This window comes from Neorhizobium sp. JUb45 (assembly GCF_004343585.1).
Classification (GTDB): Bacteria; Pseudomonadota; Alphaproteobacteria; order Rhizobiales; family Rhizobiaceae; genus Neorhizobium.
Genome location: NZ_SLYW01000001.1, coordinates 1,158,052 through 1,177,506 on the forward strand (window position 1 = coordinate 1,158,052; position 19,455 = coordinate 1,177,506).

The window sequence follows — 19,455 nt, forward strand, 5'->3', positions numbered from 1 at the left end:
GTTAGGGGCGCCTGATGCTCTAAAGGCTGGCTCAAAGGCCGCGTTCGGCTGCAAAAAATTACAAGAAAGAGTTCCGATGGCAGGCATCGAGCATATCTCCGTCGAGGCGGACGAAGCGGGCATGCGCCTCGACCGCTGGTTCAAGACACGTTATCCGGGCCTCGGCTTCGGGCCGCTGCAAAAGCTGCTGCGCTCCGGCCAGGTGCGCGTCGATGGCGGCCGCGTGAAGACCGATACGCGTGTACAGCCGGGGCAGGTGGTGCGCGTTCCGCCGATGGATACGGATGCCAAGAAGGGCCCGATCGCCGGCAAGGATCTGAAACACAGCAGCGACTACGAGTTGTTGCAGCGCATGGTGCTGCATGAGGACGACAAGGTGATCGTGCTGAACAAGCCGGCCGGTCTTGCCGTGCAGGGCGGTTCGGGCGTGACGCGTCATATCGACCAGATGCTGGACGCCTGGACCAATAACCGGGGCGAAAAGCCGCGTCTGGTGCACCGTCTCGACCGCGACACCTCCGGTGTTCTGGTGATTGCCCGCACCCGTGGCGCCGCGCAGAAGCTGACGGCCGCTTTTCGCGAACGCGACACAAAGAAGACCTATTGGGCGCTGGTGAAGGGGGTGCCGCGCAAGCGCTCCGACAAGCTTTCCACATGGCTGGTCAAGGAACAGACGCCGGATGGCGATCGCATGCGTATCGCCAAGCATGGCGAGGAGGACGCCGATCACGCCATTTCCTACTACCGTGTGCTGGAAACGGCGGCGCAGGCGATGTCATGGCTGGAGATGGAGCCTTATACCGGCCGTACCCACCAGCTGCGCGTACATGCGCTACATATCGGCCACCCGATCATCGGTGACCCAAAATACCAGGATGACGATATCAACTGGCCATTCCCGGGCGGCATCCAAAAGAAGCTGCACTTGCATGCGCGCCATATCGACATTCCGCACCCCAATGGTGGCCGCCTGCGGATAACCGCGCCTCTGCCGCCTCATATGGTGCAGAGCTGGAACCTGCTCGGCTTCGACATGGAAAACGGTGCGCGGGAAGACGACGAATGAAACTGGTTCTTTTCGATTGCGACGGCACGCTGGTCGATAGCGCCGGCCTGATCCACGAAACCATGCGCCGCACATTTGTGGCGTTCGGCAAGCCGGAGCCCGCTTTTGAAGAGACCAAGGCGATCATCGGCCTGACGCTCGACATCGCCATTGCCCGCATGCAGGGCAAGCCGCATGCCGACGATGAAGCCGTGGCGATGATGGCGCATTACAAATCGCTGTTTTCCGTCGTGCGCGCCGATCTCGACTTCAAGGAGCCGTTGTTTGACGGCATTCGCGAACTGATCGACACGATCGGCCCGCGTGACGACCTGCTGATCGGTGCTGTGACCGGCAAATCCCGTCGCGGGCTGGATCTCGTGATGTCGACCCACGGGTTCGACAAATATTTCGTCGTTGGCCGCACCGCCGACGATTGCCCGTCGAAGCCGCATCCGGCCATGGTGACCGAATGCTGTGACGTGATGGGCGTGGCCCCTGCCGATACGCTGGTGATCGGCGATGCCATTTACGATATGCAGATGGCAAAAGCTGCCGGCGCCACCGCGATCGGCGTCGACTGGGGGTATTGCGTCGTGCCCGAGCTGATTGCCGCCGGCGCAGACCATATCGTCCACCATCCACGCGAATTGCTGCCGCTGATCGGCTGAGGTTATTTTATGCGCGACATTCTTTCCGAGACCCATATCGACCTCAGCCACGAGGATCCGACGCGTCGGGCGCAGATCCAGATGCACAAGCCGCTGCCAAAACGTTTTTACAAGGAGGTGACGGTTGTTGCCTCGGACGACGGGCATGCGGTGCATCTGGACGGCAAGGCGGTGAAAACGCCGGCCAAGAACCAGCTCATGGCGCCGACAGAGGCGCTGGCCGCGCTGTTGCGTGACGAATGGGATGCGCAAACAGACGTGGTCAACCCGGCGACGATGCCGATCACCCGTCTGGTCAACACCGCGATCGACGGCATTGCCACCGACCCGCAGGCGGTGGTCGAGGACATGCTGCGCTTTTCGGCAAGCGACGCATTGTGCTACCGCGCTGATCAGCCGGAAGGTCTGGTCGAGCGCCAGCGGGCGCAGTGGGATCCGGTTCTGGACTGGGCAGCCGATGATCTTGGCGCCCGTTTCATCCTGATCGAAGGCATCATGCCGCAGGAGCAGCCGCGCGACGCGATTTCGGCTTTTGGCGCACGGCTTCGCAATCACCAGAGCCCGGTGGCGCTGGCGGCGCTGCACACGATCACGTCGCTGACCGGTTCGGCCATTCTGGCGCTGGCCTTTGCCGAAGGGCGCCTCTCCGTGGACGAGACCTGGGCGCTTGCCCATCTCGACGAGGACTGGACGATCGAGCATTGGGGCACGGACGAGGAAGCGGAAGTGCGCCGTGCCAAGCGCTACGAGGAGATGAAGGCTGCGGCGCAGAGTTTTGAAGCGCTGAAGTCTTAGAGCGGTTCATTGCTAAATGGAATCGGTTCTGTTGGCTCAAACGGAGTCGGATGGTCGCATGGCTGGCGCGCGTCGTAGCCACAGCATACGGCCAAGCCGGCCATGCGATCAGACGGCCCGTTTCAGCCAACCCGAAGGGCCGGGCATCTTTCCGCCGGGATCAGCGGCGATCGGCTCGCACGTACCTTAGGGTATGCACTTCGCCAATCGCCACTGCCCCGACGAAAACCTGCTCCGGCAGAACCGCTTCCATTTAACAATGAACCGCTCTAAATCCGGCGCTCCGTATTTAACCGAATTCTAACCCTGATAGCGGATCATTCCGGACACGTCGTCATCCGGGCTCTGTATCCATGTTCCGCTCCGCCTGCCGCCTTTTTGTCATCGCCTGCGCTGCACTTCCGCTGATGTCTTTCAGCATGAAGACGGCGGAGAATGCGCATGGCAATGGTCCGCTCTACGATGTGCGGGGCGCATTCGTTGCCGCCAGACCCGAGATTTCCGCAGCCCTGATTGCCGGCACGGATCGTCGCGTCGATGCCGCTATTCGCGCCACCGTGCGCCGCATGTCCTTGCCGCGCGCCATTCTGACCGTACGCATTACCCGCGCCGGCGGTCTTCCAATCCTGTTCGGCCGTCGCCATGAAGCGAAGGTGACGGTGGATGCGACTTCGGTGACGACGGGTGAGCGCATCGCCAGCGCCACGTTCACGGTAGCGACGACGGTTTTCGGCAAGGACAATAGCGGCGAAGAGGCACTGGCGGCGAAGATCGCCGATCGGGTTGCCGCCGAGTTCAAGCTCGACGGTGGCCGGCCGACAACGATCGCATCGGCTCTGGCCGGGCGCTGATTTCACGAACGCGCGACGGTGTCGCCAGGGCGATTGATTTCCTGACAGTTTCGGTTGAGTTTGATCTTTGCCAACTCGGCATGACGCCTGAGAGGCGCGATTCTGTTTAGGGAGTGGGATCAGATGCAGTTTTTCGACAGTTTGGGCCGTTACCGTCCGCAGGCTTTGGCCGTTCTGCGCATCATCGCGGCGCTGCTTTTCATCGAACATGGTACGATGAAATTATTCGGTTTTCCGGCCGCCATGGGCGAGGGTGCCTTGCCGCCGCTGATGCTGGTTGCGGCGCTTCTGGAAGTGGTGGGCGGTGCTCTGCTGGTGATCGGCCTGTTCACCCGGCCGGTGGCCTTCATTCTCGCCGGCCAGATGGCGGTGGCCTACTTCATGGCGCATGCGTCGAAAGGGTTCTGGCCGGCGCTGAACGGTGGTGAACCGGCGATCCTGTTCTGCTTCATCTTCCTTTATCTGGTCTGCGCTGGCCCCGGCGCCTGGGCTGTGGACAAGCGCTGAACTAAAACGCCCGCGCCAGTTTTCCAGCGCGGGCGGTTTCATTTCGATGGGTGTGACTGCGATCAGCCGAGACGTTCGGCGTGCCAGCGCAGGTGATCGTCAATGAAGGTCGAGATGAAATAGTAGGAATGGTCGTAGCGCTCGTGCATGCGCAGGGTCAGGCCGATATCGGTGCCCTTGATCGCCTCTTCGAACAGTTTTGGACGCAGGCCGGTTTCGAGGAAACTGTCGGCGGTACCCTGGTCGATCAGGAATTCCGGGAAACGGGCGCCATCCTTCACCAGCGCGCAGGCGTCGTATTGGCGCCATGCCGCCTGATCTGCTCCAAGATATTTTTCGAGCGCAGGTGCTGACCAGTCTGCCGTCGAGGGTTCGACGATCGGCGCGAAGGCTGAGCAGCTCTTGAAACGGTCCGGGTTCTTCAGCGCGATCGTCATGGCGCCGTGGCCGCCCATCGAGTGGCCAAAAATGCCCTGGCGGGTCATGTCCATGCGAAAATGCTGGCTGGCGAAATTGGGCAGCTCCTCGGTGATGTAGGTGTACATCTGGTAGTGCTCGGCCCAAGGCTTTTCGGTGGCGTCGAGATAGAAACCTGCGCCCTTGCCCATCTGCCAGTTGGTGACTTCGTCCGCCACATCGCTGCCGCGCGGGCTGGTGTCCGGGCAGACGATGATCAGGCCGAGTTCGGCTGCGAGCCGCCGGTATTCACCCTTTTCCATGACATTGGCATGGGTGCAGGTGAGACCCGACAGATACCAGAGAACCGGACGCGGTTCGCTGATCGCCTGTGGCGGCACGAAGACCGCAAAGGTCATTTCGCACTTCAGCGCTTCCGAATCATGGGCGAAGACGCCCTGCATGCCGCCAAAGGCGGTGTTCTGGGAGAGGACCTTCATCGGCGGGTTCCTTGTCTGTTGGTTCAGCTTGCCAGCGAAACGACGGCGTTGACTGCAGCGGCTACCAGCACGGTGTTGAAAAAGAAAGACAAGACCGAGTGCAACAGGTTGATTTTGCGCATGTCGGTGGCGGTGATTTCGACATCCGACGTCTGTGCGGTCATGCCGATGATGTAGGAAAAGTAGAGAAAGTCATAAGCCGAGGGGCGTTCCGTGCCGGGGAAATCCAGCCCGCCGACCGGCTTGTCGTCACCCACGTCGCCCGGCCGCCAGTATAGATGGGCGTAGTGCATTGCGAACATGGTGTGGATCGAAAACCAGCCGAGAATAACGGCGGCAAAACCGATTGCCACATCCGCGATACCGGACAGCTGTTTGTCGTTCAGCGCCTCGAACAGGGTGACGAGGGCGATCACGGCCGCCGAAAGCGTGACGGCGAGAATGATCGGCGCCGGTTCGTCAGTGTTCTGGCCGCTTGCCTCGAAACGGTCGGCATCGAGATGCGGAATGCGCAAAGCCATCAGGCCCAGATAGACGACGAAGAAGGTGATGGCCGCGAGTGCTGCCGCAAGGTGGGGAACAAGCCAGATCAGCGCGGGCAGGGCGACCGTCGCGACGATGGCGGCGGCAAAGAAAGGCCCATGGCGATGGCGTCGCCATTTCCACCACGGTGGTTTGCCCAAAACCTTCGACATCCTGCCCCTCCCGACGTTCTGTCTCAGGCCGCTGATTTGGCGCGACGGCAGAACCTGTCCAGTGTTTCCAGAAATTTTGAGCGGTCGCGTGGCGAGAAAGCTGCGTTGTAACCCTTGCTCTCGCCGGTTTCACGCAGGTGCTGGCCGAGATCACGCATGGCGCTGGCCATGCCGATATTCGCCTCGTCGAACACGCGACCGGTGGGGCCCGTGACGAGCGAGCCATTGGCAACGCAGCGCACCGCAAGCGGCACGTCGGCGGTGATGACGATGTCGTTTACGCCGGCATGTTCGGCGATCCAGTCGTCGGCGGCATCAAAACTGGCGGAGACGATAACGTTCTTCACCATCGGATCGCGCGAGGGGCGCAGGCCCGAATTGGCGACGAAGGTGACTTCGAGATTGTAGCGCTCGGCCACTTTCAGTATTTCCGGCTTGACCGGGCAGGCATCGGCATCGACGTAGATTTGCGGCATGGGCTCAGTCTTTGAATTGGTCATGCTGTTTTCTAGCGGCATGTCGAAAATCTATCAATCTTCAGGGTTGAATGTACGTGTAATCATGCTTTGTTTCCTCTCAGGGCTGTGCCTATACTGTACCTAACAACCTCGGGGCCAAAGCATGTCCGAAGAAGCCGAGTTTCCGAAGCACTTGATTGGGTACATGTCGGCCATCATCGACGGCATGAAGACACTGAATGTGCAGGTCGGTCGCAGCATCGATACGACCGCGCGTTTTGATGCTGAATTCTTCAAGATCAACCGTCAATACAATACGCTGACGGAGATGGTGATGAAATTTCAGGCCGAAACGAGGCAAGGCCTTTCGGCCTTGGAGACCCGGCTGGATGCTGTTTTGCGTCGCCTGGATGAAGTTGAGAGCGTCGGTCATGAAAACGCTAACATCATCAAGGAATTGCGGATTGAAGGTAACCGGCACCACAATGAAGTTTTGAATGCCATACAATCCGGCTTGCAGAACAAAACAGCGTTGGAGGAACTGGAGGAGCGTGTTGCCGAACTGGAGCGACGTATGGCTTCGCGGTGACTTTCGCGACCTTTGAGCTAGGTCGCGAGAATCTTTTCAGCGTGGTTACGCGGGCGTAGGCTGCCGCACCATATTCACATGCGGAATGCCGTCCTCCACATACTCTTCCGACGTCCGCTCGAAACCGAACGAGCCGTAGAATTTCTGCAGATGCGTTTGCGCCGATATCTCGATAGCCTCGCCCGGATAGATCTTTTCACATTCGATGATGGCCTCGCGCATCAGGGCGTCGCCAAGACGTTTTCCGCGGTGGTTCGGCGAGACCGCGACGCGGCCGATGCGGGGCAGGACATCCGGCGACGGGCGCCAGACACGGGCGCAAGCCAGCAGATCTTTACCTTCGAACAGCCGCAGGTGAAGGCAGTCCGGATCATTGCCGTCGAGTTCGGGATAGGCGCATTCCTGCTCGACGACAAAAACGTCCACGCGCATTTTCAACATCGCGTAGAGATCGACGGCGGAGAACTCTTCAAGTCTCCGCACGTCGGTCGTGTAGGTGGGCAGGGTGGTCAATAGACCACCACGCCGCGGATGCTTTCGCCCGAATGCATCAGCTCAAAACCCTTGTTGATGTCTTCGAGCGGCATGGTGTGGGTGATCATCGGATCGATCTGGATCTTGCCTTCCATGTACCAATCGACGATTTTTGGCACATCGGTGCGGCCACGCGCGCCGCCGAATGCCGTGCCCATCCAGTTGCGGCCCGTCACCAGCTGGAACGGACGTGTGGAGATTTCCTGACCCGCGCCGGCAACGCCGATGATGACAGACTTGCCCCAGCCGCGATGCGAGCTTTCCAACGCCTGACGCATGACCTTGGTATTTCCGGTGCAGTCGAACGTGTAGTCCGCGCCGCCGATCAGGTCACCGTTGCGTTTCGTCATGTTGACGAGATAAGGCACGATATCGTCGCCGACTTCCTTCGGATTGACGAAATGCGTCATGCCGAATTTTTCGCCCCATGCCTTGCGGTCATTGTTGATATCGACGCCGATGATCATGTCGGCACCGGCAAGGCGCAGGCCCTGCAGCACGTTGAGGCCGATACCGCCGAGGCCGAACACGATCGCCGTCGAGCCGATCTCGACCTTGGCCGTATTGATGACCGCGCCGATGCCGGTCGTCACGCCGCAGCCTATATAGCAGACCTTGTCGAAAGGCGCGTCCGGATTGATCTTGGCGAGCGCGATCTCGGGCAGAACCGTGTAATTCGCGAAGGTCGAGCAGCCCATATAGTGGTGAATCTTGTCCTTGCCGATCGAGAAGCGCGAGGTGCCGTCGGGCATGACGCCCTGGCCCTGAGTCGAGCGGATCGAGGTACACAGATTGGTCTTGCGCGATGTGCAGGAATAGCACTCGCGGCATTCCGGCGTGTAGAGCGGAATGACGTGGTCACCCTTCTTCAGCGAGGTGACGCCCGGACCGACATCAACGACGATGCCGGCACCTTCATGACCCAGGATGGCCGGGAAAAGGCCTTCCGGATCGGCGCCCGAGAGGGTGAAATCGTCGGTATGGCAGATGCCGGTGGCCTTGACCTCGATCAGCACTTCGCCGGCCTTCGGGCCTTCGAGCTGCACGGTCATCACTTCCAGCGGTTTGCCTGCCTGTACGGCGACGGCTGCGCGGACATCCATCCTGTCTCTCCTAAGCTATCTGTCAGAATCTGTTTGCACTTTCGCATGGGAATGCGCTCCAGCTCAAGCCGGATAGAGGCATGACAGGTCGCAATTCGGTGATTGCGTCACAGATCGATGAGCGGCACCTGTGGCGCTGCGGTGCTTGGAACGATGCCGCTGCGGCGCGGATCGTCGAGAACTTCGACCATGATCTTGTAAGGCGTGAAGCCCATGCGCTTGTAGAAGGGCAAAGCCGCCGGCGAATCAAGATGGCAGGTATGGACCCAGAACCGGTCGATCGGCCGCGCCCATGCCTTTTCGATGGCGTGGCTCATCAGAAAGCGGCCGGCGCCCTTGCCGACCGAATCTTCGACCAGACCGAAATAGGCAAGCTCGCATTCGTGGTCGCTGCGGAAATCAAGTTCCAGCAGGCCGATGCGACGACCGGCATCCTTCAGGATATAAACCGCGACGCGCGGGTCGTTGAGGATGGATGAGAGCTTTTCGTCGCTCATCACCAGACGCCCCGACCACAACCATTGTGCGCCGATATTGCGGAAAAGCTCGCGATATTCGCCAAGGTCGGGCTGGTGCCAGTGCCGCAGCGTCAATGCATTATCAGCCTCCACCAGTGGCAGCTGGGGACGCTCTCGCATCTCCAGGCAAGTCACGACAGTGGCAATGGTGCCGGCTGGCATATCGGAATAGCCGAGCGGAAGGAGAGGGTTATCTGTTTTCATGTGATCCAGTTGGGGGCGGAGAGTTGCGGTATGTCAATGCCTGATCATTGATGGAAGAGAATCTGGCAGGCGGTAATGACAGCGTATGAATGAATGGCGACAGCGGCATAAAGACCAAAGCCGGCCATTAGTCGTTCCGGAGGTTGCATGGGGTCCAGTTCATCGCGCATGACGTTGGTGCGAAAGCCGATCATGCTGATGAGCGTGACGATGGCGAGGCCTGCGACGAGCGCTACCGGCGGAACGCCGATCTCATAACCCACCATCAGAACGATCAATGTCAGGCCGAAACTGGCCAGAACCTGCATACCGAGTCCGGGAAAAACCTGCCGCACGATCTGGCCGCCATCGAAGCGCGACATCGGCAGCAGGTTGAGCAGGTTGAATCCTCCGAGAATCAGCAGAAATGCGGCCGACGGCATATGCAGTCTGGCAGGGAGTATGCCGCTTCCAAAGTCCGACAGATTGTGGACGAGCACCAGGATGGGCACGACAAAAGCCGAAATGCCGGCGCCCATCAACGCACAGGTGGCAATTTCAAAACGGCTGCGATAGGGCCGGCCGCCGATGGCTATGCCGCCCAGCATGGGTACGAAGATCAGCATCACCCGCTCATGTCCAAATGCCCTGTAGCCGATGATATGGCCCAGTTCATGCAGGATGATGACGAGGGTAAGAAGAATCGATATCGCCAGACCTGTCTGGTTCAGGCCGAAGAAGGGCCAGAGCATGAGGGTGGAGATGCCGGCGAGCATGATCTGCACCAGCGGGTGGCTAAAACCGAGACCATCACGCCGGCGTCCTGTCTCGAGCCAGCCTTCCAAGGCAGCCAGTTCCCGGCGCATGGCGAAAAACCGAAAAAGATAGAAGGCGAGACCGCGATAATGATCGCTCTGGCTGAACGTGACGATGGTGCCGTCATCGGTCGGTTCCAAGCGACGTTCGTCGCGGTACCGGCTCCAGAAGGCGTTGGTGAGGGTGCTGTCGGAAATGATGCGAGCCGTGCTGGTGTAGCTGGCGCGATCATCGATGTTTTCCATAATGTCGTAGAGCCGGCGAACCGGGCGGCCCTGACGATCCGGGTAACGCATGCTCATCTCCACCAAGCCCCCCTCAAGGCCGGCTGACGAGCCGTATCTGACGGCGGTGATGTCCGGGCTCCAGTCGGTGAGATTGCCTTGCGGCCTGATGGCGTCGCGAAGCCTGGAGGGATCGTGGGGCAATATGCGGCGCATGGTAATGGTACGCTGGCCGAGCGGAGCAGCCATCATCAGCCACAGGATACCGAGATTGATCGATACAAGCAGGATGATGGAGACTGTCGTCGTCAAGGCAGGCTACTCCAGCCGCTCGATGCGGGTTCAATTTTGGTCTGGCACACTATGGCACAGGGTTATTCCGCTCCGGTTGAAGCGAAAGATTGCATTTGATGGAATGCAAAAATAAGCGTGGCGTCATGCTGCCCGGTGCGATTTCTCCAAAAATGCCTCATCCGAGGCTTGCAGCCACGCTGTCCGACCGGTTGCTCGCGTGACGTCAGGGCGCAATTGCAGCGAACCGATCAGCGTATTCCAGCCGGAATGATGATGCCGAGGCTCGGCCATCGCATCAATCGCCTGCAGCAGGTCGCGTTCGATTGCTGACAGCATTAGCCGGCCACCTTCGCATGCGCTGCGCAGCACACGCCACAGGTAGTGCAGGTCGGCGAGATCGATGCCCGGACTGCGGCTGGGGCGGCTCAGCGCATAGGCTGCGCGGCTGTTGGGAATGAGGCCAAGGCGCATCTGCTCCAGTGCAAAGGCATAGAGCCGATCCGGTGCGGATGCCGCCATATCCAGCGCGTGCAGAATGATCTCCAGCTCGAGCGGGGCGTGGACGACCCCCTCGACGGAAAGGGTTGATGTCAGCTAGTCGGCATTGCCCTTATCCAGCCAGCCGCGCGGATGGCGATGGTGGACGGCATAGGCCGCGATGTTCTCGATGACGTAACAATCCCATTGCGGGCAGGAAGAGGCGCAGGCGCGGTGGATTGCCAGAAGAAGGCAAGCGTCGTCCTCGGTTCTGATACCGTCGGAAAACGCGTGCTTGCGCAGCATCAAAAGGTCGTCGACGTCGAGTCGACGCTTCCCGGCGATAACACATGCCGGGAAAGAAAAGCGACCATCGCTCATCTTTGTCTCCGTTTCATCATGAAACTGAAATGGAGCTTAAACGACAGACGTTGAGGCCTCGCCAACGAGCGCGGTTAACGAATGACAATCGTTATGTTTCAGGCATTTGCCGACTGTGCCACTCTGACGCGTTCGCGCCAGATGATGAACAGGCCGGAAGCAACGATGATGGCTATGCCGAGCCATTTCGATGCAGTCGGGAAATCCCCAAAAAGCGCATATCCGAGCACGGTTGCCGAGATGATCTCGAAATATTGAAAGGGCGCGAGAAGCGAAAGCGAGGCGATCCGGAATGCCTGAACGACGACCAGATGAATATAGCCGGAAATGCCGCCGAGGAGCACCAGAAGGACAAGACCGAGCGTGGAGCCGGGCAGGCTGATCTCGAAATTCGGCATGGCGAGACCGCTGCCAATCCCAAGCGTTGCTGAGCAAAACAGCGTGCCGCCGAGCCCCGCCATGGTCTGCATGACGAGCGGGCTGTCGCCATCGCCAAGTGCGCGGTTCATGAAGAGGTAGAGCGTGTAGAGAAAGGCGCAGACGACCGGCAAAAGCGCCGTCCAGCCAAAGATCGCATAGCTCGGCTGGATGACGATCATGGCGCCGGCGAAACCGACTGCGATCGCGGTCCAGCGTCGCCAGCCGACACGCTCGCCGAGAAAGATCGCCGACATCAGCGTCAGCATGAAGGGTTCGACGAAATAGATGGCAAACACGTCGGCAAGCGGCATGTATTTGACGGCCGTGAAGAACATCAGGCTGGCCGCGCCATGAATGGCGCCGCGCAAAAGGTTCATCCACGGACGTTTGGCGACAATCACGCCACGGGTGGCGATCAGCAGCAGGGGCAGTAATGCCACGAACTGGAAGAAAAAGCGGTAGAAGGTGACCTGGCCCGGCGACATGGTTTCGAAAGTCGCCATGTATTTGGCGATCGCATCCATGATCGGCAGCACGAGCATGCAGCCTGCCATCAGGGCCATGCCCTTGAGCGGATTTTCAGCGGTGAGGGCAGTCATCGGAGGGCTTTCGCTATGGCTTGCAAACCTGTGGAGCACAGGTTTTGGTGGCGTGCAAGCCATGGCGCGCGGGATCAGGTCGGGCCTATCCCCGCTTTCTCGCAGGCGAACTGTATGGCATCGGAAACGGCTGCGAATTTCTGCGCCTGCCAGTGGTAATAATCCTGCACCAGGATCGGCGAGATCCAGCATTCGCCGCGATTGGTGCTGCCCTGCCAGCCGATCAGCCCCTGCGCCTTGGCACGCGAAAACAGTCGAACCGCATGGGTCGTCGAAACGAGATAACGTTTGGCGACTTCCGTGGCAGAGATGCTGCCAATCCAGATCGGATCCGAACCAAGTTCGCCACGGGGAACGCGGGCGACAAGATCGTGGATGACGCTGCTGCCGGAATCGGACTTGGTGAAGCCTGCGATGGTTCCCGGCGGGTTGCGCCAGTTCTGGTTATGCAGGAGCAGGCGGGCGAAGCGAGGCTGTGCAAGGTGCAGCAGGCGCGGGTGGGCCGCCAGCAAGGCTGCCCTGTTGCCGCCGTCCATGCAGTCGAGCCCACGCGCATGCGTATCGAAATAGAATCGGATCAGCTGTTCTGTATCGACCGTGGCACGAAATGCGCGGCTGCGGCGATCACCCTCATCGACGGGTTCGACGAAATTATAGTGCCGCATCTCGACGAGGAAGGCGAGAACGGTATTCTTGCTGGCCGCCGGCGTGTTTTCGAAAAAACGCAGGAGATTTGTTGCCGTCACCCCCGGCTTGGAAGGATCGAGCGTGTGCTCGAGATGCAGCGCCATCGCGGCATGGCTGAGCATGAAACGCTGGATATCGGCGACATAACGAACACGCTTGGGCAGCAGGCGATGTGCTTCCAGCAGTTCGATGGCCGTCAGGTGTTGTCCGTCGCGAAAATGCGGCAGGGCAACGAGTTCATGGGCTTCGTAGGCGCGGGGCGCCTCACTTGAAAAACCATTCTGGGCAGGCACGGCGCAAATGGCTGGCATGACACTCCCGGGCGATAATCGTTCCTGCCGTCTTCCAAAATGCTGCCGGCAAGGTTGCAGCTTTGGGACATTGCTATCAGCATTCACTGACAGCATCACGGCAATATCGTGAAACCTGTCCCGACGCAGAATAGAACATTAAAAAACCCCGTCAAACCAAATGGCTTGCGGGGGTTTCTTAATTTTGGTGCGGTCGAGAAGACTCGAACTTCCACGGGTTGCCCCACAGCGACCTCAACGCTGCGCGTCTACCAATTCCGCCACGACCGCATCGTGGTAGAGCCGAACTTGTCCGGCGAGGGAGCATTTAGCAAAAGGATTTTGCGGGCACAAGAGGACCGTGACAGATTTTTGAAGATAAAATCGGTCTGTGAATTCCTATATAGAGATGGTAGGGCAAAAGTCCCGCATTTGCAGGGCTTCTGGCTGCCAAGGCCTCGAAAAATATGGATAAAAAATATGTCGACGCGCACCGATCTTGATGTTTCGATGTTTCCACAGGCCGGTTTTCCACCGATCCGCTGGCGAATCTCGGACTGTCCCATCGGCTACGAGGATGCCGTAGCCGAAATGGAGCGCGAGGTGGCGGCGATTGCGGAGGGAAAAGCCGACGAACTCGTCTGGCTGCTGGAGCATCCGCCGCTTTATACGGCCGGTACCAGCGCCAATGCGGCCGACCTGATCGAGCCCAATCGCTTCCCGGTGTTTTCCACAGGGCGCGGTGGTGAATACACCTATCATGGGCCGGGACAGCGTGTTGCCTATGTGATGCTAGACCTGAAACGTCGCCGACCGGATGTGCGTGCCTATGTGGCGGCACTGGAAGAGGTGATCATCCGCACGCTCGATTCGATGAATGTGCGCGGAGAGCGGCGCGAGGATCGAGTCGGTGTGTGGGTGAAGCGCCCTGAAAAGCCGCTTCTGTTCGATGGCAGCATGGCGGAAGACAAGATTGCCGCTTTTGGCATCCGGCTGCGTCGCTGGGTGAGTTTCCATGGGCTGGCTCTGAACGTGGAGCCGGATCTTTCCCATTTCGAGGGGATCGTGCCCTGCGGCATCAGCGGTTATGGCGTGACGAGCCTCGTCGATCTCGGCCTGCCGGTGATGATGACGGACGTGGATATCCGTCTGCGCGAGGCTTTCGAGAGTGTTTTCGGGGCGACGATGTCGGAGACGCTGCTGCAGGTGGAGCCGTCGTAAGGTGTTTCGGCCCGGATAACCGGGCCGAACAGTTCAGAGTGTCTGTGCTGCGTTGATCGACGAAACGAACCGCTTCGTGCGCTCATGGGTGGGTGCGCGAAAAACCTGTTCGGCATTGCCGGTTTCGACCACCAGGCCAGCTTCCAGAAACACCACGAGATTGGCGACCTGTGAGGCAAGCCGCAGGTCATGCGTTGCCATGACCATGGTCGTGCCTTCCTTCGCCAGCGTGCCCAGCACGTCGACGACTTCCGCAGACAGTTCCGGGTCGAGCGCAGACGTAGGTTCGTCGCAGAGCAGAACCTTTGGCGATGGTGCAAGGGCTCGGGCAATCGCGACGCGCTGCTGCTGGCCGCCGGAGAGGTTGGCCGGCCAGGCATCGGCCTTGTGGGCCATGCCGACCTTGGTCAGCAGTTCCATGGCGCGGGCCTTGGCCTTTTCGCGCGACCATTTCTGCACGACGAGCAGGCCTTCCATGACATTCTCGATCGCCGTGCGATGCGGGAAGAGCTGAAAATTTTGAAACACCATGCCGGTCTGGCTGCGCAGTTTCTGGATCGATGACCATGCGGCCTTTTTGCCGGGCGCAAATGTGGCGGTGTCGTCGCCGATGCGCACGGTGCCGGCTGTGGGCTGTTCCAGAAGGTTGATGCAGCGGAGTAGGGTGCTCTTGCCGCCGCCAGAAGGGCCGACAAGCGCCGTGACGCTGCCTTCCGGGAAGGACAGCGAAATATCCTTGAGGATGACGGCGTCGCCGAACTTCTTTTCGATATGGGAAAGCTCGATCATCGGTTGGCCTCCAGCATGCCGCCATACCGGGCGAAACGGACTTCCAGTCGCGATTGCAGGTGGGAGAGGACGGAACTCAGGGCGAGGTAGATAATGGCGGCCTCGATATAAAGGATCAGCGGCTCATAGGTGGTGGCGACGATGCGCTGTGCCGACTGAAACAGTTCCGGCACGGTGATGGCAGCGGCGAGTGATGTGTCCTTCACCAGCGAAATAAAAGTGTTCGACAGCGGCGGCACCGAGACACGGCCGGCCTGCGGCAGGATGGTGCGGCGCATGGCCTGTGACCAGTTCATGCCGGTCGAATAGGCGGCTTCCCACTGGCCCTTGGGCACGGAAGAGATCGCAGCGCGAATGATTTCCGACGTATAGGCGCCGACATTGAGCGTGAAGCCGATCAGGGCTGCCGGGAAGGCATCGAGAAGAATACCGATGCTGGGCAGGCCATAGAAGATCACGAACAACTGCACCAGCAGTGGCGTGCCACGGATGATCCACACATAGAAACGGGCGATCGCAGCGACCGGCATCGGCCCGAACAGGCGGGCGACGGCTGTCAGCAGGCCGAGCGCAAGGCCAAAAGTGAAGGACAGGAGTGTCAGCGGGATGGTGAATTTGACGCCGGCCCAGAGCAGGGTGGGCAGCGAATCCATCATCAGTTGAAGCCAGTGCGGCACAGCAAAACCTCAAAAAATACGACGCCCGACGAAAATCGCCGGGCGTGTTTAAAAAACGATAATGACGTAATTTCGCTCAGCAGAACAGAGTTCTTACTTGGAAACGTCGGCGCCGAAATATTTGTCGGAGATGGTCTTGTAGGTGCCATCAGCCTTGATGTCGGTGAGCGCCTTGTTGATGGCGGCAACCAGATCGTCGTCACCCTTGCGCACGATGATACCGGAATGATCGGCGTCGGCCTTTTCGGCAACGATCTTCACCGGCGCGTCAGGCTGCTTCTTCTTGAAGTCGAGGAAGGACAGGCTGTCGTTGACAGTGGCATCGGCGCGGCGGGTCAGGACAAGCTGGATCGACTGGTCGAAACCATCGGTGCCGACCAGCTCTGCGCCGGCAGCTTCGGCGAGCTTGCCAAAATTGCTGGTCAGCGACTGGGCCGACTTCTTGCCCTTCAGGTCTTCGAACGTCTTGATCTCGGTGTTGTTGTCGCGAACGATCAGCACGGCCTTCGATGCGATATAGGGATCGGAAAAGGCGTATTTCTGCTTGCGGGCTTCGGTGATGCCGACCTGATTGATGACCGTGTCGTAACGCTTGGCATCGAGGCCGGCGATCAGGCCGTCCCACTTGCCTTCGACGAACTCGGCCTTGACGCCAAGCTTCTTGGCGACGGCTTCGCCGATCTCGACATCGAAGCCGACCAGCTTGTTGGCGGAATCGTGGAAGGTGAAGGGCGCGTAGGTGCCTTCTGTGCCGATCTTGATAACGCCTGCGGCCTTGATCTGGTCGAGGTTTTCACCGGCGAGCGACGGAGTGATGGCGACAGCCTGTAGTACGGCGGCAGCGGCAATGGTTTTCAGCCAGTTCATTTGCATTTCCTCATTCATCATCCGGCCCACTTCGAATTGTTCATGGCGGCCGGGTTGTGTTCGATGCCGTGTTATCTAGGAAAGCCGTGGCATTTGCAGGAGAGGAAAGAGCCAAAAAATCAGGCAAATGAGAATATTTTGCTCAATGGTGAGGTCTATTGGAAATCGCTTGAGAAATGCCCTCTCTGCATTCTTTCAAAAGAAAAGGGCCGCCCTTGCGGACGACCCTTCAGTTCAAATGTTCTTTTCGTCGGCCTTACGGCTTGGCAGCGATGGCGGCCTTGCCGGTTTCGGTTTCTTCGGCGTCGTCGGCGATCATCGCCTTGCCGTGGCGCTTGCGCCAGTCGCCAAGGAAAAGAAGGATCGGAGCGGCGATAAAGACCGAAGACAGGGCTGCAACGGCAATGCCGAACACCATCGGGATGGCGAAGCTGGAGACGGCGCTGCCGCCCCAGATGGCCATCGGCAGCAGCGACAGGAAGGCCGTTGCCGAGGTGTAGAGGCTGCGTGCCAGCGTTTCGTTGATCGAGCGGTCGATCAGGTCACGCAACGGCATCTTCTTGTAGAGGCGCATGTTTTCACGCATGCGGTCATAAACCACGACCTTGTCGTTGACCGAATAACCGACCAGCGTCAGCACGGCAGCGATGGCCGTCAGGTTGAAGTCGAGGCCGGTGATCGCGAAGAAACCGACCGTCTTGGTGACGTCGAGGATCAGCGTGATCATGGCGCCGACCGCGAACGGCCATTCGAACCGTGCCCAGATGTAGATCGTCATGGCGATGGCGGCGAGCGCCAGCGACAGGAAGCCGGCAATCGCAAGCTCGCCCGACACTTTTGGTCCAACGACTTCGGTACGCTCCACCTTGGCGGTGGCATCGATCTTCACGACTTCGGCCTTCAGGGCTTCGACGGCATTGGTCTGGGCCTGTTCGCCACCTTCCTGACGCTCGACGCGCACGAGGATGTGGTTGTTGCTGCCGAATTCCTGCAGCGCCACTTCACCGAATCCGAGACCGTTGAGGCCCGAGCGGAAGGCCGCGAGATCGGCTTCGTTCTGGGTTACGACTTCCATCTGGATGCCGCCCTGGAAATCGACGCCGTAGTTGAGACCAGGCTTGAAGAACAGCACGACCGAGGCGATCGACAGGATGATCGACAGGCCGATACCGACAAAACGACCCTTCATGAAGGCGATATTGGTGCCATCCGGAACGAGGTTGATCGGCAGAAGCGGCTTGATGTCGATCTTCTTCAGCTTCTTGCGGGCAGTGATGGCGATCATCAGAACGCGCACGACGGAAACCGCGGTGAACATCGAGATGACGATACCGAGGCCCATGGTGACGGCAAACCCGCGAACCGGGCCGGAGCCGAACCAGAAGAGCAGAACGGTGGCGATCAGCGCCGTGACGTTACTGTCGACGATGGTCGAATAGGCGCGGGCAAAACCGGCGTCGATGGCGGCAAAGACAGTCTTGCCCTTGCGGGTTTCTTCCTTGATGCGCTCGTTGATGAGAACGTTGGCGTCAACCGCCAGACCGATGCCGAGCACGATACCGGCAATGCCGGGCAGTGTCAGCGTGGAGCCGATTAGTGTCAGGCCTGCGAAGGTGAGGATGACGTTGATCATCAGGGCAAAATTGGCGAGCAGGCCCCAGCTTCCGTAGAGGAAGAAGATGAAGGCGACGACGGCACCGAAACCGATCAGGCCGGTGAAGATACCCATTTCGATGGCGTCAGAACCGAGGTCGGCGCCGACGGTGCGTTCTTCGATGACGGTCAGCTTGGCCGGCAGGGAGCCTGCGCGCAGCAGGGCGCTGAGCGTGTTGGCTTCCTGAACTGAGAAGCTGCCGGAGATCTGGCCCTGGCCGCCGGTGATCGGCGTCTGGATGACCGGAGCGCTCAGCACCTTGTTGTCGAGGACGATGGCAAAAGGCTTGCCGACATTCTGCTGGGTGATCTGCGCGAAGCGGGCGGCACCCGAACTGTCGAAGCGGAAGGAAACGATCGGACGCTGGCTCTGCTGCTCGAAGGCGGCGCGGGCATCTGTCAGATGGTCACCCGACAGTTCGACGCGATCGAGAACCGGGTACTGCTGGCCCTGTTCGTCCGGGATCATGGTGACGCCGGGTTCGCCCTGGTTGCCGAGAAGGTGGAAGCTCATCTTGGCGGTGGAGCCGAGCAACTGGCGCAGACGCGACGGATCCTGTTCGCCCGGAAGCTGGACGAGAACGCGGTCAGAACCGACGCGCTGGATCGTCGGTTCGGCAACGCCGACCTGGTCGACACGCTGGCGGATGATTTCCAGGCTCTGCTCGACGGCATTGGTGATGTACTGGTTGATGCCGGCATCTGTGTAGTTGAGCGTGATCGTGTTGTCGCGCGGGGTGGCGACGTTGAGATCGCTCTGGCCGATGGCGGTGGCGAGGCTGACCGGGTTGGACAGCGTGCGCAGCTGGGTGACAGCCTGGTCACGCTGGGCGGGATCGCGCAGCGTTACCGTGATGCTGTCGCCGGTGCGGCGGATCGTGGTCGTTTCGATGCGCTGGTCGCGCAGAACGCGGCGGCTATCCTGGGTCAGGCTTTGCAGACGCTCATTAATCAGGTCGGCGCGATCGACTTCCAGCACGAGGTGGGAGCCACCGCGAAGGTCGAGGCCGAGGGAAACCTGCGTATGCGGCAGCCATGACGGCATGCGCGCCAGCATGGATGGCGAAAGAATGTTGGGCAACGCCACCAGCGTGCCGATTAAAATGATGACGATATAGGTCGCCACCAGCCAGCGGGAATTTCTCATGGATATGGTCCTGTTGCGCGCAAGGCACCAAGGGTGCCGTCAGGAAGCGCTGTTTTCATTTCGCGAGC

Annotated in this window: 22 protein-coding genes and 1 tRNA gene; 7 read left to right on the plus strand and 16 right to left on the minus strand. The window is 59.8% G+C overall.

Annotated features, from left to right (window positions below; all coding sequences use genetic code 11):
* The first annotated feature begins 76 nt into the window (after positions 1 to 76).
* The 5 genes from EDF70_RS05575 (at position 77) to EDF70_RS05595 (ending at position 3,869) form a co-directional block, all read left to right on the plus strand.
* Positions 77 to 1,066, plus strand: a complete 990-nt coding sequence (locus EDF70_RS05575; protein ID WP_132272303.1) for an RluA family pseudouridine synthase — start codon at positions 77 to 79, stop codon at positions 1,064 to 1,066.
* Positions 1,063 to 1,716: an HAD-IA family hydrolase gene (locus EDF70_RS05580; protein ID WP_132272304.1), complete on the plus strand. Its 654-nt coding sequence runs from the start codon at positions 1,063 to 1,065 to the stop codon at positions 1,714 to 1,716. The genes EDF70_RS05575 and EDF70_RS05580 overlap by 4 nt, the downstream gene beginning before the upstream one ends.
* Positions 1,717 to 1,725: 9 nt before the next feature.
* Positions 1,726 to 2,511, plus strand: coding sequence for an ATP12 family chaperone protein (locus EDF70_RS05585; RefSeq protein ID WP_132272305.1), 786 nt, complete (start codon positions 1,726 to 1,728; stop codon positions 2,509 to 2,511).
* A 353-nt stretch (positions 2,512 to 2,864) separates the two neighbouring features.
* Complete coding sequence (locus EDF70_RS05590) at positions 2,865 to 3,362, plus strand: hypothetical protein (protein WP_132272306.1); 498 nt, start codon at positions 2,865 to 2,867, stop codon at positions 3,360 to 3,362.
* Between the two features lie 123 nt (positions 3,363 to 3,485).
* Entirely contained in the window at positions 3,486 to 3,869 is a 384-nt protein-coding gene (locus tag EDF70_RS05595) for a DoxX family protein (protein WP_132272307.1), read from the plus strand.
* Between the two features lie 62 nt (positions 3,870 to 3,931).
* Here the strand turns inward: EDF70_RS05595 and fghA are convergent, their stop codons facing one another.
* From fghA to EDF70_RS05610, 3 genes are read right to left on the minus strand one after another with little or no spacing between them, the layout of a single operon-like run.
* Positions 3,932 to 4,765 carry an S-formylglutathione hydrolase gene (gene fghA, locus EDF70_RS05600; protein ID WP_132272308.1) on the minus strand — a complete coding sequence of 278 codons (834 nt, stop codon included), beginning with the start codon at positions 4,763 to 4,765 and terminating at the stop codon, positions 3,932 to 3,934.
* 23 nt (positions 4,766 to 4,788) lie between these two features.
* Complete coding sequence (locus EDF70_RS05605; protein WP_132272309.1) at positions 4,789 to 5,460, minus strand: DUF1345 domain-containing protein; 672 nt, start codon at positions 5,458 to 5,460, stop codon at positions 4,789 to 4,791.
* Positions 5,461 to 5,483: 23 nt separating this feature from the next.
* A complete protein-coding gene (locus tag EDF70_RS05610) occupies positions 5,484 to 5,960 on the minus strand; it encodes a YaiI/YqxD family protein (RefSeq protein ID WP_245519044.1) in 477 nt (158 codons plus the stop codon).
* Between the two features lie 121 nt (positions 5,961 to 6,081).
* Between EDF70_RS05610 and EDF70_RS05615 the strand changes: the two genes are divergently transcribed.
* On the plus strand, positions 6,082 to 6,507 hold the full coding sequence (locus EDF70_RS05615) for a hypothetical protein (RefSeq protein WP_132272310.1): 426 nt from the start codon (positions 6,082 to 6,084) through the stop codon (positions 6,505 to 6,507).
* A 45-nt stretch (positions 6,508 to 6,552) separates the two neighbouring features.
* Here the strand turns inward: EDF70_RS05615 and EDF70_RS05620 are convergent, their stop codons facing one another.
* The 9 genes from EDF70_RS05620 to EDF70_RS05660 all read right to left on the minus strand — a co-directional run bounded on the left by EDF70_RS05620 (position 6,553) and on the right by EDF70_RS05660 (position 13,324).
* Positions 6,553 to 7,020 carry a GNAT family N-acetyltransferase gene (locus tag EDF70_RS05620; protein WP_245519045.1) on the minus strand — a complete coding sequence of 156 codons (468 nt, stop codon included), beginning with the start codon at positions 7,018 to 7,020 and terminating at the stop codon, positions 6,553 to 6,555.
* Positions 7,017 to 8,144 (minus strand): S-(hydroxymethyl)glutathione dehydrogenase/class III alcohol dehydrogenase, encoded by a 1,128-nt coding sequence (locus EDF70_RS05625; RefSeq protein WP_132272311.1) that lies wholly within the window; start codon positions 8,142 to 8,144, stop codon positions 7,017 to 7,019. The genes EDF70_RS05620 and EDF70_RS05625 overlap by 4 nt, the downstream gene beginning before the upstream one ends.
* A 107-nt stretch (positions 8,145 to 8,251) precedes the next feature.
* On the minus strand, positions 8,252 to 8,866 hold the full coding sequence (locus EDF70_RS05630; protein ID WP_132272312.1) for a GNAT family N-acetyltransferase: 615 nt from the start codon (positions 8,864 to 8,866) through the stop codon (positions 8,252 to 8,254).
* 44 nt (positions 8,867 to 8,910) lie between these two features.
* The gene (locus EDF70_RS05635) at positions 8,911 to 10,197 is read right to left on the minus strand and encodes a hypothetical protein (RefSeq protein WP_132272313.1); all 1,287 of its coding nucleotides are present in this window, start codon (positions 10,195 to 10,197) and stop codon (positions 8,911 to 8,913) included.
* 123 nt (positions 10,198 to 10,320) lie between these two features.
* Positions 10,321 to 10,698 (minus strand): hypothetical protein, encoded by a 378-nt coding sequence (locus EDF70_RS05640; protein ID WP_132272314.1) that lies wholly within the window; start codon positions 10,696 to 10,698, stop codon positions 10,321 to 10,323.
* Between the two features lie 75 nt (positions 10,699 to 10,773).
* Complete coding sequence (locus EDF70_RS05645; RefSeq protein WP_132272315.1) at positions 10,774 to 11,037, minus strand: hypothetical protein; 264 nt, start codon at positions 11,035 to 11,037, stop codon at positions 10,774 to 10,776.
* A 98-nt stretch (positions 11,038 to 11,135) separates the two neighbouring features.
* The gene (locus tag EDF70_RS05650; protein WP_245519046.1) at positions 11,136 to 12,056 is read right to left on the minus strand and encodes a DMT family transporter; all 921 of its coding nucleotides are present in this window, start codon (positions 12,054 to 12,056) and stop codon (positions 11,136 to 11,138) included.
* Positions 12,057 to 12,130: 74 nt separating this feature from the next.
* Positions 12,131 to 13,054, minus strand: a complete 924-nt coding sequence (locus EDF70_RS05655; protein WP_132272316.1) for a hypothetical protein — start codon at positions 13,052 to 13,054, stop codon at positions 12,131 to 12,133.
* Between the two features lie 185 nt (positions 13,055 to 13,239).
* Positions 13,240 to 13,324: transfer RNA gene (locus EDF70_RS05660), tRNA-Leu, on the minus strand.
* 189 nt (positions 13,325 to 13,513) lie between these two features.
* Between EDF70_RS05660 and lipB the strand changes: the two genes are divergently transcribed.
* Entirely contained in the window at positions 13,514 to 14,254 is a 741-nt protein-coding gene (gene lipB, locus EDF70_RS05665) for a lipoyl(octanoyl) transferase LipB (protein ID WP_132272317.1), read from the plus strand.
* Between the two features lie 33 nt (positions 14,255 to 14,287).
* On the opposite strand, the gene EDF70_RS05670 is transcribed toward lipB, so the two are convergent.
* The 4 genes from EDF70_RS05670 to secD form a co-directional block, all read right to left on the minus strand.
* Positions 14,288 to 15,043: an amino acid ABC transporter ATP-binding protein gene (locus EDF70_RS05670; protein WP_132272318.1), complete on the minus strand. Its 756-nt coding sequence runs from the start codon at positions 15,041 to 15,043 to the stop codon at positions 14,288 to 14,290.
* Positions 15,040 to 15,720, minus strand: a complete 681-nt coding sequence (locus EDF70_RS05675; protein WP_132272319.1) for an amino acid ABC transporter permease — start codon at positions 15,718 to 15,720, stop codon at positions 15,040 to 15,042. The genes EDF70_RS05670 and EDF70_RS05675 overlap by 4 nt, the downstream gene beginning before the upstream one ends.
* Before the next feature lie 93 nt (positions 15,721 to 15,813).
* The gene (locus EDF70_RS05680) at positions 15,814 to 16,587 is read right to left on the minus strand and encodes an amino acid ABC transporter substrate-binding protein (RefSeq protein ID WP_132272320.1); all 774 of its coding nucleotides are present in this window, start codon (positions 16,585 to 16,587) and stop codon (positions 15,814 to 15,816) included.
* A 256-nt stretch (positions 16,588 to 16,843) separates the two neighbouring features.
* Positions 16,844 to 19,387, minus strand: a complete 2,544-nt coding sequence (gene secD / locus EDF70_RS05685) for a protein translocase subunit SecD (protein ID WP_132272321.1) — start codon at positions 19,385 to 19,387, stop codon at positions 16,844 to 16,846.
* Positions 19,388 to 19,455: the final 68 nt, after the last annotated feature.